This is a genomic window from Bradyrhizobium sp. USDA 327 (genome assembly GCF_041262065.1).
GTDB lineage: Bacteria > Pseudomonadota > Alphaproteobacteria > Rhizobiales > Xanthobacteraceae > Bradyrhizobium > Bradyrhizobium liaoningense.
The window spans coordinates 5,064,737-5,077,345 of record NZ_JBGCCW010000001.1 but is presented as its reverse complement, the minus strand read 5'-3'; the positions used below and the strand labels follow the sequence as shown (position 1 = coordinate 5,077,345).

10 protein-coding genes and 1 pseudogene are annotated in these 12,609 nt (G+C 65.3%); 3 read left to right on the top strand and 8 right to left on the bottom strand.

Annotation, left to right across the window (positions count from 1 at the left end; genetic code table 11):
- Positions 1-34: 34 nt before the first annotated feature.
- A complete protein-coding gene (locus tag ABIA42_RS23870; RefSeq protein ID WP_370120558.1) occupies positions 35-1,357 on the bottom strand; it encodes an ATP-binding protein in 1,323 nt (440 codons plus the stop codon).
- Positions 1,358-1,368: 11 nt separating this feature from the next.
- The gene (locus tag ABIA42_RS23865) at positions 1,369-2,109 is read right to left on the bottom strand and encodes a response regulator (RefSeq protein WP_271530933.1); all 741 of its coding nucleotides are present in this window, start codon (positions 2,107-2,109) and stop codon (positions 1,369-1,371) included.
- A 180-nt stretch (positions 2,110-2,289) separates the two neighbouring features.
- Here ABIA42_RS23865 and ABIA42_RS23860 point away from each other — a divergent pair, with 180 nt between their 5' ends.
- Together ABIA42_RS23860 and ABIA42_RS23855 are read left to right on the top strand one after the other, a co-directional pair.
- Entirely contained in the window at positions 2,290-2,850 is a 561-nt protein-coding gene (locus tag ABIA42_RS23860) for a hypothetical protein (RefSeq protein ID WP_370120561.1), read from the top strand.
- Between the two features lie 227 nt (positions 2,851-3,077).
- Entirely contained in the window at positions 3,078-3,599 is a 522-nt protein-coding gene (locus ABIA42_RS23855; protein WP_271530931.1) for a PRC-barrel domain-containing protein, read from the top strand.
- A gap of 107 nt (positions 3,600-3,706) precedes the next feature.
- On the opposite strand, the gene ABIA42_RS23850 is transcribed toward ABIA42_RS23855, so the two are convergent.
- From ABIA42_RS23850 to ABIA42_RS23825, 6 genes and pseudogenes are all read right to left on the bottom strand, one after another.
- Positions 3,707-4,537 (bottom strand): ABC transporter permease, encoded by an 831-nt coding sequence (locus ABIA42_RS23850; RefSeq protein ID WP_370120565.1) that lies wholly within the window; start codon positions 4,535-4,537, stop codon positions 3,707-3,709.
- Positions 4,534-5,796: an ABC transporter permease gene (locus ABIA42_RS23845; RefSeq protein ID WP_370120568.1), complete on the bottom strand. Its 1,263-nt coding sequence runs from the start codon at positions 5,794-5,796 to the stop codon at positions 4,534-4,536. Before ABIA42_RS23845 ends, ABIA42_RS23850 begins: the two co-directional genes overlap by 4 nt.
- A gap of 315 nt (positions 5,797-6,111) precedes the next feature.
- Positions 6,112-7,171 (bottom strand): annotated as a pseudogene (locus ABIA42_RS23840) (ABC transporter substrate-binding protein).
- A 65-nt stretch (positions 7,172-7,236) separates the two neighbouring features.
- Entirely contained in the window at positions 7,237-8,361 is a 1,125-nt protein-coding gene (locus ABIA42_RS23835; protein ID WP_370120575.1) for an ABC transporter ATP-binding protein, read from the bottom strand.
- 129 nt (positions 8,362-8,490) lie between these two features.
- Positions 8,491-10,059 carry a DUF4403 family protein gene (locus ABIA42_RS23830; RefSeq protein ID WP_370120578.1) on the bottom strand — a complete coding sequence of 523 codons (1,569 nt, stop codon included), beginning with the start codon at positions 10,057-10,059 and terminating at the stop codon, positions 8,491-8,493.
- Between the two features lie 129 nt (positions 10,060-10,188).
- Positions 10,189-11,655 carry a cytosine permease gene (locus tag ABIA42_RS23825; protein ID WP_370120581.1) on the bottom strand — a complete coding sequence of 489 codons (1,467 nt, stop codon included), beginning with the start codon at positions 11,653-11,655 and terminating at the stop codon, positions 10,189-10,191.
- Between the two features lie 266 nt (positions 11,656-11,921).
- Here ABIA42_RS23825 and ABIA42_RS23820 point away from each other — a divergent pair, with 266 nt between their 5' ends.
- Positions 11,922-12,593: an FMN-dependent NADH-azoreductase gene (locus tag ABIA42_RS23820; protein WP_370120584.1), complete on the top strand. Its 672-nt coding sequence runs from the start codon at positions 11,922-11,924 to the stop codon at positions 12,591-12,593.
- Positions 12,594-12,609 lie beyond the last annotated feature (16 nt).

Genomic DNA, 12,609 nt, shown 5'->3' with positions numbered 1-12,609 from the left:
GCGCTAACGCGGCCCTCCGGATCCGGATCATGCCCTAAGCCGCGAGCCGCGGCTCCTGCCAGATCGGCAATCGCATCCGCACGATCAGGCCATGTGGCTCGCGGTCGTGCAGCGACAGCTCGCCGCCATGGGTGATCGCGATCGCGCGCGCGATCGAGAGGCCGAGCCCGAAGCCGGTGGACTCGTCCATGGTGCGCGCGTCGTCGCCGCGCACGAACGGCTCCAGCATCTCCTGCTTGCGCGCATCCGAAATGCCGGGGCCGTCGTCCTCGACGTCGATGACGAGCGTCGTGCCCGAGACGACGAGGCGGACCGTCACCTCGGCGCCGAAGCGCACCGCGTTCTCGACGAGGTTGGTGACGCCGCGATGCAGATCGTCGGGCCGCGCGGCGGCGGTCGCGGACGCCGGCCCGTCGTATCGCACGACATGACCCATGTCGCCGAACTGGTCGGCGATGAGCTGGAGCGTGCTGGCGATGTCGACCAGCGTCAAGGCCTCGATCTTGCGATCGTTGCGCAGCAGCGACAGCACCGATTCCAGCATCGAGCGCATCTGGTCGAGATCGATCAGCATGCGCCTGCGGTTGCCTTCGTCCTCGATGAACTCGGCACGCAGGCGCAGCCGCGTGATCGGCGTGCGCAGATCGTGGCTGATCGCGGCCAGCATCCGCGTGCGATCCGCCATCAGCCGCGCGATCCGCTCCTGCATGCGGTTGAGCGCGCGCGCGACCTGGCGGATCTCTTCCGGGCCGCGCTCGGGCAGCGGCTCGGCGGTGCGGTCGAGACTGAAGTTCTCGGCGGCCTTGGCGAAGGACGACAGCGGCCTCGTCAGCGTACGCGCCGCCCACAGGCCAAGCACGGTGACACAGATGAAGGCGGTCATCAGCGCCGAAAGCCAGGGCGCGCCCCAGAACATCGGCCGCGGGCCGCCATCGACACGAGCTGCGACCGTCGTGCCGTCGGGCAATTCGATGCCGACGCGGCGCGCATTCCCGTCCGGGGCGAGCTGCACTGCCTTGAAGCCCGGGGCGAGGTGGTGGCGCATCCCGCGCAGGTGCGGACTGTCGCTCGTCTCGACAGTCGCGGTGCCGGGGGCCAGCATCTCGATGCCGAGCCTGGGAAAGGCGCGCGCCAGATCGGCAACGAGGCGCGGCCGCTCGCCGGGCTCGGCCGCGCCGAGCAGCAGTGCGGCATCGGTCAGTTGATGGGCGCCGTCCGGCGGCGCCTCCTGGCGGTCGGGCCGGCTGATCAGGAAAGCGGTGGTGACGACGAGATGGAGCGCGACAGTCGACGCCAGCACCAGCGCGGCGATCTGCCCGCCGATGCCGTTGAGGTGGAAGAACCCGGGCGGCTTCATCTGCGGCGCGCTCAGCCGCTGAGAGGCGTCGCGACCGCTTCCGTCCTCGGCGTGAACAGATAGCCGCCGGAGCGCACCGTCTTGATGAGGGTGGGATCGGCCGGATTGGGCTCGATCTTGCGGCGGATGCGGCTGACCAGCACGTCGATGGAGCGCTCGAACGAGCCGGCGTTGCGGCCCTGTGTGAGATCGAGCAGGCTGTCGCGCGACAGCACGCGGCCGGGCCGCTCGCAGAACGTCCTGAGCAGATCGAACTCGGCGCTGGTCACCGCTACGCGCGCGCCGTCGGGGTTGCGCAGTTCGCGCAGGCGCAGATCGATGCGCCAGCCTTCGAAGGCGAGCGTGCTCGCGCCTTCGACCGCACTCGCCGCCTGCGCCGCGGCCTGGCGGCGCAGCACCGCGTTGATGCGGGCGAGCAGCTCGCGCGGGTTGAACGGCTTCGGCAGATAGTCGTCCGCGCCCATCTCGAGGCCGACGATGCGATCGACGTCCTCGCCGCGCGCGGTCAGCATGATGATCGGCGTCTGCGATTCGGCGCGCACCTTGCGGCACAGGCTGAGGCCGTCTTCGCCGGGCAGCATGACGTCGAGAATGATGAGGTCGACGCGATGGTCGGCCATCGCCCGCGACATCTCGCGGCCATCGCTCACGGCGGTGACGTTGCAGGCGTTGCTGCGCAGATATTTCGCAATCAACGCCCGGGTTTCGCGGTCGTCCTCGACGACCAGGATGTTGGGACTGGGGATGGCCATGCGATTTGTTTGACCAAGATTCGGGCCAAATGGCGGATATTTTTGTTTCGATTTGTTTCTGTTCGGCTGCCTGCAACGAACGGCAATCGACGGGTGGTGGAGCGGCAAGACTGCGTTAAGGCCGTTAACCATACCGTGGCGTGGTCCGCGACGAAACCCCGCAGCAACCACGGAGCCATCATGACCTCGATTTCGGCGGCCTCCACCGGCAGCTATCAATCGCCGCTCCAGCGGCTTCAGCAGGAATTGCAATCGCAGGTCTCCGCTGGAACGATCTCGTCGTCGGACCAGTCCGCGCTCTCGACGGCGCTGACCGATATCGACACGGCGCTCCAGCAGAGCCGATCGAGCGACCAGTCGAGCGGCGCGCGTCTCTCCAAGGATGAGATGCAGTCGAAGATCGACGACCTCATCTCGAACGAAGTGTCGAACGGGACGCTGACCTCCGACCAGGCCGAGGAGCTGAAAAGCGTGTTTCAGTCCGCCTTCGCGAGCGGTCCGGGCGGCGCGGGTGGCGCAGGCGGCCCACCGCCCGGTCCGCCGCCGGACGACAGCTCTTCGGATTCCACGACGACGGACTCCACGAGCAGCAGCTCGACGGACCAGACCACGGCCGAGATCCTCCAGCAGTTCCTGCAGGCGCTGCAACAGTCGCAATCGTCGGCATCGTCCTACGGTGCCAATGGCAGCTCATCGAGCAGCTCGAATTTCTCCGCGCTTCTGATCGACTTCAAGAGCTGACCTGAGCGAAGTGAGGGTCGGCGCGGTCCTCGCCGCGGTCATGCGTCGCCCAGGGCGCCTGATTGTCGGCGGGGAACCGTGCATCGCAAAATGTTCCTGAGTGACGCAGGAACAAAAGTCATGATTGCTCCGCTCGCGCTTTGCGCGACGAAATTGCGGCGCGCAAGGAACTGCAAGTGATCAGCGCTGTTTTCCCCGCACGAGTTTTCTGTGAAGGAGAGGACATCATGCTGACGAAATCGATCGCCGCCGGCCTTGCCGGCACCGCACTTCTTGCAACCGTCGCGTTCGCGCAATCGCCGACCGCCACCTCCGACAAGGCGCCGACCGCGGCCGCCACCACGATATCCACGACCGCGACGGGCCAATGGCGTACGTCCAAGATGGACGGCCTGAAGGTCTACAACGAAGCCAACGAGAACATCGGCACGATCAATGATCTCCTGATGGACAAGAGCGGCGCCATCAAGATCGCCGTGATCGGCGTCGGCGGCTTCCTCGGCGTGGGCGAGCATCTGGTCGCCGTGCCCTATGAGAAGCTGAAGTTCGTCAACGAGGCCGTCGCCTATACCGGCACGGGCGCCAAGCCGGGCGCGACCACCACCACAACCACCGGCGCTGCGACCGGCACCGACAGGCCCGCTGCGACCACGACGTCGTCCACGTCGAAATGGTATCCGGACCATGCCGTGTTCAATGCGAGCAAGGACGAGCTCAAGAACATGCCCGAGTTCAAGTACGCGGATTAATGCGGCTCGCGTAACTGCCTGATCGAAGCGCGCCCGGTTCTCACTGGGCGCGCTGTCGTGTCTTTTCGCCGTCGCGAGAGCTGGCGGCGAAATTGCGAAGCCGCCCGTCAGGCGCCGCTGCCCTTGAGCCGTTCGTTGCGTCGGCGCAGGCCTTCCAGGGTGGCGAGGAGGATGACCGAGACCGTCGTCAGAATCACCGCCGCTGCCGTGATGGTCGGGCTGATGTTCTCGCGGATGCCGCTGAACATCTCGCGCGGCAGGGTGCGCTGCTCGGGGCCTGCCATGAACAGCACGATCACCACCTCGTCGAAGCTGGTCGCGAAGGCGAACAGCGCACCCGACGCCAGCCCCGGCAGGATCAGCGGTAGGATCACGCGGCGGAACGCTTGAAGCGGCGAGGCGCCGAGCGAGGCGGCGGCGCGTGCCAGATTGGTGTCGAAGCTTTGCAGCGTCGCACCGACCGTGATCACCACGAAGGGCGTCGCCAACGCGGTGTGGGCCAGGATCAGGCCAAGATAACTGCCGGTCAGCCCGATCGGTGCGAAGAAGAAGTACAGGCCGACCGCGGTGATGACCGCCGGCACGACCACCGGCGACAGCACGAAAGCCAGCACGAGCGGCCTGAAACGGCTCTTCCACTGTGCCAGCCCCAGCGCGGCCGTCGTGCCAAGGACCATGGACAGCGCCGTCGAGGCGACGCCGATGATCATGCTGTTCTTCAGCGAGTTCATCCAGCGCGGCGAACTGATGAAATCGTCGTACCAGCGCAAGGAGAGGCCCGGCAGCGGATAGGTGAGGTACGAGCCCGAGCTGAAGGACAGCGGCATGATCGCCAGGATTGGCGCGATCAGGAAGACGAACACCAGCGTGGAGACAATGATCGTCGCGGTCCACGCGATGCGCTGGCTGGGCGTGCGGAGGGAGGGGCTATCGCTCAATTCTTCATGCCTCCCGTGACCTGCTGTCCCTGCACCAGCCTGCCGTAGACGAGGGCGAGCAGAAGCGTGGCCAGCAGCAGCACCGCACCCAACGCCGAAGCAAGGCCCCAATTGGCCGTCTCGGTCGTGTAGAGCGCGATGAAGTAGCTGATCATCTGGTCGGCGGCGCCGCCGACGAGCGCCGGGGTGATGTAGTAGCCGAGTGCCAGGATGAAGACGAGCAGGCCTCCTGCGCCGATGCCGGGCAGGGTCTGAGGCAGGTAGATGCGCAGGAAGGCGGTGACCGGCGGCGCACCGAGCGAGGCGGCGGCACGCATGTAAGCAGGCGAGATCGCCTTCATGCTGCTGTACAGCGGCAGGATCATGAACGGCAACAGAACGTGGGTCATGGCCACGCAGACGCCGAAGCGGTTGTAGATCAGGCGCAACGGCTCGTCGATGATGCCTAGCCACAGCAGGCTGTCGTTCACGACTCCCTTGCTCTGCAACAGGACGATCCAGGCGCAGGTGCGGACCAGAAGCGACGTCCAGAACGGCAGCAGGACGAAGATCATCAAGAGGTTCGACCGGGCCGGCGGCAGCGTCGCCAGGAGATAAGCGACCGGGAAACCGAGGATCAGGCAGAGTGCGGTGACGCTGAGGCTGATGATGAAGGTGCGGGCGAACAGGCTGCGATAGATGGCCTGATCCGGCGGGGCCGCGACGATCGCGCCGTCCGCGTTTCGCGTCAGGTCGAGCGCCGCCAGCAGGTAGAAGCCGGTCACTGGACCGCTGGCGTCCTTGATCGTCGTCCAGGTGGCGCGTTGGCGCCAGGCGGGGTTGATCCTGCCCAGCGTCTCCTTGGCCGTCCCTCGCTCCGGCTCCGCCTTCAGATTGCGGGCCGTGCTGGTCAGGATCGTGCGGAAGCCGTTCAGCGCGTAGTTCAGCCGCTTGGCTGCGATGGCGATGGTGCCGGAGGCGCGCGCCGCCAGGATGTCGCTTGCCAGCGCAGCGTAGGCGTTTTCGTCCGGCAGGTCCTTGCCGTCCCAGTCGGCGAGAGCGGCGATCGTTTGCGGCAGAACCTGACGGACCTCGCGGTCGTCGACCGCACGCCACAGCATGCCGGCGATCGGGCCTGCGAAGGTGAAGAGCAGGAAGACGAGAAGCGGTGCCACCAGCGCCAACGCCTTGACCTGGCGTGTCCGCTCGGCGCGCTTCAATCGGCGCCTGAGCGGCACCTCGGTCGACGCATCGGCGCCGGTCAAGAGCGCATCCGTCATTGATCGAGCCTCTTTCGCCGGCATTTCCTCGGCCTTTCAGGCAGGCCAATCGCATATCGCCCTTTGCAGCGGACTGAGCACGCGCCTCGTCCTTCGAGACGACCGCGGAGCCTGTCATCGGGCCGCGCTTCGCGCGGACCCGGTGGCGGTCTCCTCAGGATGAGGCTCCTCGACATCGGTGCCTGTAGAGTCGCTGCCACAGACTCAGACCTCATCCTGAGGGCCCGCCGTAGGCGGGCGTCTCGAAGGATGCGCCGCGGGCGAGCTATCCACCACGCTTTTCCCTCTGCGTGCCCTCACGCCAGTTAGGTCGCGCTACTTCGCCGCCCATTTGTTGAAACGCTCGGTCAGGCGGTCGATGTTCTCGAGCCAGAAGCCGACGTTGATCTCGACCGCGTTCTTGATGTTGTCAGGCGCGGTCGGCAGATCCTTCAGGACGGCGGGTGGGAGCCGACCGGCTGCATCCTTGTTCGACGTGCCATAGGCAATGTTCTCCGACAGTTTTGACTGGTTCTCCGCCTTGCCGACGAAGTCCAGGAACTTGTAGGCCGCGTCCTTGTTCGGGCTCCCCTTCAGGATGACCCAGCTGTCGAGGGTGAACAGCGCTCCGTCCCACACCATGCCGAAATTCTTCTTATCGTTCTTGTTCGCGGTGTCGATGCGGCCATTGTAGACCGAGGTCATCGCCACCTCTCCGGAGGCGAGCAATTGCGGCGGCTGGGCGCCGGCCTTCCACCACACGATGTCGCCCTTGATGGTGTCCAGCTTCTTGAACGCGCGATCGACGCCTTCGTCGGTCGCCAGCACCTTGTAGACGTCCTTCGGCGCGACGCCGTCGGCCATGAGGGCGATTTCGAGCGTGGTCTTCGGGCCCTGACGCAGGGCGCGCTTGCCCGGAATCTTCTTGGTATCGAAGAAGTCGGCCCAGCCGCCGGGGGCCTGCTTCAGCTTGTCCTTGTCGTAGCCGAGAACGAAATCGTAGAGGATGGCGCCGACGCCGCAGGGGTTGACCGATGGCGGGATATAGGCGGCCGCACCGCCGATCTTGGAATAATCCAGCTTCTCAAACAGGCCTTCCTCGCAACCGACCGCCAGTTCGTCGCTCTCGACCTGGACGACGTCCCAGGTCGCGGCACCGCCCTGCACCTTGGCGCGCAATACGCCGACGCCGCCGTCCCAGGACTCGTCGTTCATGGGAATTCCGGACGCCTTCTTGAACGGCTCGAAATAGACCTTCTTCTGCGCATCCTGATACGCGCCGCCCCACGACACGACGGTGAGGTCGCGTGCTTGCGCAACCCGTCGCCAGTACAGCGCTGGCGCTCAGTGCCGCGGCCAGGCCCAGAGCCGTCTTGCCAATCTTGCGCTTCAGCATGGTCTTGGTTCCTTCTTCATGTGAGTTGCATTGAGGTTGATCGATGCGGATCCGTTTGCGTTGGATCAGGCGGGATCGAGGGCCAGGCAGTCCTCGGGGCGGAACGTGATGAAGACGCCTTCGCCAGGTCTTAGGCTGCCATGCCTCAGGCTGTCATGTGCTCCGGGCTGAAGCTTGACCATGAACTCGCCGTTGCCGGCGACGTCGAGCACGGCCAGCGCGTGGTCGCCGAGATAGATGGTGTTCTGCACCCTTGCCGGCAGCCGGTTCGGTCCTTCGCCGGAGGTGTCATCCAGGACGATGGCGACGCGCTCCGGCCGCACCGACAGGGAGGTCGATGCGCCCGCGCCTGATACATTGATCGCCCGTGCGGTCACGGTGCCGCCAGCAGTCAGCGCGACGCGGCAATAGCCCTTGGCGACCGCTTCGACGGTGCCGGGGAGCACGTTGTTCTCGCCGATGAAGTGAGCGACGAAACTGTTCACCGGATGCTCGTACAGCGCATCGGGCCTGTCGATCTGCTGCACGATGCCGTCGTTGAATACGGCGATGCGGTCCGACATGATGAGCGCTTCACTCTGATCGTGGGTGACGTAGACGATCGTGATGCCTGTGGTCTCGTGCAGTTGCTTGATCTCCAGCTGCATCTGCTCCCGCAGGCGCTTGTCGAGGGCGCCAAGGGGCTCGTCCATCAGCACGAGTTGTGGATTGAAGACCAGCGCGCGGGCCAGCGCAACGCGCTGCTGCTGGCCGCCGGAGAGCTGACCCGGCCGCCGGTGCGCCAGGCTTTCCATCTTGATCATGCGCAACGCTGCCCTCACGCGCTCCTGCGCTTCCGCCTTGTTCGTCTTGCGAACGGACAGCGGGAAGGCGATGTTCTCCGCGATCGTCAGGTGCGGAAACAGGGCGTAGTTCTGGAACACCATGCCGATGTCGCGCTTGTGCGGCGGCACGTTCTTGATCGGCCGGTCCGCGAGATAGATCTCGCCATGGGTCGGCACCTCGAAGCCGGCCAGCATCATCAGCGTCGTCGTCTTGCCCGAGCCCGACGGGCCGAGCAAAGTGATGAACTCGCCCTTCCTGATGTCGAGATCGAGGTTCTTCACCACGAGATGCTCGCCATCATAGGTCTTCTGAATGCCGGAAAAGCGTACCAGTGCCGGCGCAGTTGTGACCATGCCGGCTTCCATGTCGTCCTCTCGTTATCAGCTACAGTGCTGCCTCGTCCTCGTCCGAGGTTGCGAGGAACAGCTTAGCATCCTCGGGCGAGAATGCCAGCGGCGGACGCGACGAAGGCGCGTGCGGGTCCGGAAGGCGCGCTACATTCCCGACAGCTTCGTCACGAACACGTTCAGAGAGCCGCCGGCTTCCGCGACCACGCGGAGGGTCTTGGAATCGAAGGCAATGTCGGCGAGGGTCAAGCTGTCGATCTTGGCCTCGACCTTGAGGCCGTCCTCGCTCTTCTGGTAGTCCGCGATTGCGGCCGCGATCTTCTCGCGGGCGTTCGCTGCGATCGGCTTCAGATCGAGCGTTGCCCTCTGCAACAGCGCCTGCTGCAGCTGCGGCACCACCGCGCGCGCGGCGGCGCCCAAAAGGCCGAAGGCGGCCTCGGATTCCACCGCGAGCTCGATGTCGGCGAGCCGTAGCGTCTGCCGCGCCTGGTCGAGCATCGGCCGGCCCCAGATGTGCACCGTCGCCTCGGCGCCGAGCCCGAACCAGCTCTTCTTCTCCTTGGCGCGCACCAGAAGCGAGATCAGCAGCCGGTCGCCCGAAGGGGTCACGTTGGCGCTCTTGACGGTGACGTCGACCGGGCCGGAGCCGTCCTCGGGATAGGTGCGGCCGACCATCTGCGCTGCGATCAGCTTGTTGATCTCGGTGAAGGGCACGTCGATCGGCACGCCGATGTTCACGCCGGTGCCGGTCGGCGGCACGATCGAGATCTTGTCGGGGAAGGGACAGTCGGGCTTGGTCTGCGTCGCGGTGACGCGTGTCTCGGCCTCGAGGCCGAGCAGCAGGGTCACGGCCTGTGCGTCGACGCGCGGCTGCGCCGCGATGGCGCGGATCGGCTTCATCTCGAGCCAGAGCGGCGGCAGTGCGGCGGAGGAGCCCGTGCCTTGCAGCGGAATCGAGCGGCAGGCCTTGGCCCATTGCACCTTCGCATTCTCGCGCAGCGAAGGATCGTTGCGGATGCGTTCGGAAACCGCGTTGATCTGCTCGCCGACGTTCTTGTCGATCAGCGGCTTCACCTGCGCCGGCACGTTGACCCTGGCGCCGGCGACGTTGAGGTTGGTGTCGCCGAGATTGACCTGGGCGCCGAGATTGGGCTCCAGATGCCAGGCGGCGGCGAGCTTTGGGCGCGAGGTGACGACCACGTTGCCCTTGATCTCCGCGCTCGCATTCAGGTTCTTGATGTTGACGGCGCCGATCCGTTTCGCCGCGTCGCCGCCGAGCACGCTGCCGAGCGCATCGCCGAGCGCGCCGGTGGCTTTCGACGACAGCGAGCCCGTCACGTTCAGCTTGCCGGTGAGCGGCGTCGAGATCGTCAGCACGTCCTTGTCGCCGCTCGCCGCCATCGGGCCCCGGGCTGCGGACCAGCCGATGTCGGCGTTCTCCAGGATCTGCGAGATCGGGTTCTCGGCCTTGCCGGCGAAATTGCGCGGCGCGGCCTTCTCGGCCTGCTCGCGGATCGCAGATATCGCGATGGCGACCGGCGCGATGACGATGGAGCTCTTCGAAGCGGGCGGCAGCGGCGGCAGTTGCGCGACCGGCGGCGCCGAGTTCGTCGCGTGCGGCGACAGGAAGTCCATCGCCTTCAGGCTGATGAAGAACGACGCCGCGAGCACTGCCAGGCCGATCAGGATGGTCTTCAGATTCAACGTCGGTCGCATCAATCCCCCAAGCAGCCCCGGCGGGGATTCTACAGGGCTGGCGAGGAGGGCGCTAGAGCGCACTGGTGGGGTGGAATTGGGGCGAACAGGTTAACGGTTGTGAACGCGCCGTCGCCCCTCTTCCGATCGTCATACCGAAGTCGATTTGGCTTCGCCCGAGAGAGAGCCAAGCTTCGACCGTGCGCCGAGGTTCTCGATAGCCGGCCCACACCGCGGATAGAGCACTGCGTAGCTCGCGCCGGCCGCCACCATCCCGGTCAGCCAGGACAGGTCGACGCCGCCGGCCCATAGCGCCAACGGGCCCTTCATCACTTCGATCGTCCCCATCTGGAAGAGCCAGGCGGCGACGACTCCGATTGCGAACGAGAGCATGCCGGCCCAGTTGACGTTGCCGTATCGGCTCGTTTCGGGTGGGGCGTAGAGTTCGCCGAGATCGACGCGTCCGCCGCGGATCATGAAGAAGTCGACGAGAGTGACTCCCGCCCAGGGGCTGATCCAGACCACCAGCGCCACCATGAAACTGTCGAACGTGTGCGCGAAGTCGCCCGACTGCAGGAACAGGTAGAGGACCAGCGAGGCGATCACGCCCGAGATCACGGAGATCGTCCAGCGAGGCCAGCGAATATCGAGCGCGAGGCTCGACAGCGCCGCCGAGTAGATCACGACGATGTTGGTTGCAATCGGCCCGTGCAACAGCAGAAGCAGCACGGGCAGCGCCATGACACCGAACGTGGCCACGACAAGCTGGGCAGGATCGGAACCTGCTCCGCCGGACGCAATCGCTGCCCCAAGAAAAGCGAGCCACACCGTGGGAACGAACATGCCGAGAAATGTCGCACCAAATAGGTTGCGTGCACTGAGTTGCGGCGCGGCGAAGCGCGTGTAGTCCGATGCATAGACCAGCCACGAAATGCCCCAACCGATGCCGATGGCGGTCATGAGCTGCGTCATCGCGGCGAAAGTTTTCGCATCCGCGGTTCCCGTGCCGTGCCAGACGATGTCCACGCGCCAGAACGCAAGCACGGTCATCAAGACCATGATCGCCAGGATCACAGGCATGGTGTAGCGCTCGAACTGCCTGATCGCATTGAAGCCCCAGGCGGCGATGCCGACCTGCAGCACCATGACTGCGGCGGCGATCAGATATTTCAGCTCGGTCGAGCCGTCTACGCCCATCCGTTCGAGGGCGGCGACTGCGAGGTCGAGGACGATCCATGTGTTGGTCGCGACCCATCCCATCGGCATGAGGACTTGCGCGAGCGCCGGGAGACCGGCGCCGCGGCGACCGAAGGCCAGTCTGCCGAGCACCATCTGCGGCACGCCGGTACGATGCCCCATCAGGCAGAAGATTCCGAACAGGGTGGCGCCGAGCAGGTTTCCGACCACGACCACGGCAAGCGTTTGAAGCAGGCTGAGGCCGAGTTGGATACCGAGCGCGCCAAGCACCCAGTTGATGGGTGCGATGTTGGCGCCGGTCCAGATCCAGAACTGGTCGACCGCGGTTGATGTGCGGTGCGCAGCAGGTACCGGTTCGATGCCGTGAGCATCGAAGCCGATCTGGTGTTCGGGCAGGGCGGATTGAGGCTCCGTCGACATGTTTCCTCCATTGTCGTGCTTGCTTGGCGAGGAGGGCATCTGAGCAACGAGCGATCCGGCGCGTTAATGAGAAATACTCAAACCTGGATGAGCCCAAGTACAGCGTCATGCAATCGGCAGTGCGCGCCATGGAGCTCGGCCTGCGCGCGTCGACGCCACCCCTCAGACCTTGAGTTTTTCTCAAGCCCGCTACTGATATCGTCAATCGTCTTCTCGCGTGCGTTCGGCAATGCTGGCGCCTGATGCAGCACAATCGGAGGTCCGTGATGACGACAATCCTGCACATCGATGCCAGCGTGCGCGGCGAGCGCTCGATCAGCCGCCGGCTGTCCAAAGCCTTTGTCGAACATTGGCTTGAGCGCGAGCCCGAAGTGCTGGTCCTGGCGCGGGACGTTGGCCGCAATCCGCCGCCCCTGGTGACGGAAGCCTGGGTCGCCGCCGCCTTTACGCCGCCCGAAGCGCGTCGGCCGGATCAGAACGAGGAGCTGCGCCTGTCGGACGAACTGATCGACGAGCTCGATCGTGCCGACGTCATCGTGATCGGTACGCCGATGTATAATTACGGCATGCCTGCAGGTTTGAAATCATGGTTCGACAAGGTGATCCGGATCGGCCGGACATTCAGCTTCGATCTCTCGCGCGGCGATTTTCCACTCGAGCCCGTCATGAGCGGCAAGACTCTGGTGGTGCTGAGCTCACGTGGTGAATTTGGCTTCGGGCCCGGCGGCGTGCGCGAGCGGATGAATCACCTGGAAACGCACATCTTCACCTGCGCCCACTATCTCGGCGTGAAGGAGAGTCATGTCATAGCCGTCGACTATCAAGAGTTCGATGACGAGCGCCACCGGCAGTCGCTCGCCGATGCGCTCGCCGCCATCCCCGTGCTGGTCGACCAGTGTCTCGGCGTCGCTCGGGATGATAGGCTTGCGGCCGAGTGAGGCGAGAGCGGCAGAA

Excerpts from the sequence above, each read along its gene's own strand:
- ABIA42_RS23870 (WP_370120558.1), bottom strand. The coding sequence starts at position 1,357 with ATGAAGCCGCCCGGGTTCTTCCACCTCAACGGCATCGGCGGGCAGATC.
- ABIA42_RS23865 (WP_271530933.1), bottom strand. The coding sequence starts at position 2,109 with ATGGCCATCCCCAGTCCCAACATCCTGGTCGTCGAGGACGACCGCGAA.
- ABIA42_RS23860 (WP_370120561.1), top strand. The coding sequence starts at position 2,290 with ATGACCTCGATTTCGGCGGCCTCCACCGGCAGCTATCAATCGCCGCTC.
- ABIA42_RS23855 (WP_271530931.1), top strand. The coding sequence starts at position 3,078 with ATGCTGACGAAATCGATCGCCGCCGGCCTTGCCGGCACCGCACTTCTT.
- ABIA42_RS23845 (WP_370120568.1), bottom strand. The coding sequence starts at position 5,796 with ATGACGGATGCGCTCTTGACCGGCGCCGATGCGTCGACCGAGGTGCCG.
- ABIA42_RS23835 (WP_370120575.1), bottom strand. The coding sequence starts at position 8,361 with ATGGAAGCCGGCATGGTCACAACTGCGCCGGCACTGGTACGCTTTTCC.
- ABIA42_RS23830 (WP_370120578.1), bottom strand. The coding sequence starts at position 10,059 with ATGCGACCGACGTTGAATCTGAAGACCATCCTGATCGGCCTGGCAGTG.
- ABIA42_RS23825 (WP_370120581.1), bottom strand. The coding sequence starts at position 11,655 with ATGTCGACGGAGCCTCAATCCGCCCTGCCCGAACACCAGATCGGCTTC.
- ABIA42_RS23820 (WP_370120584.1), top strand. The coding sequence starts at position 11,922 with ATGACGACAATCCTGCACATCGATGCCAGCGTGCGCGGCGAGCGCTCG.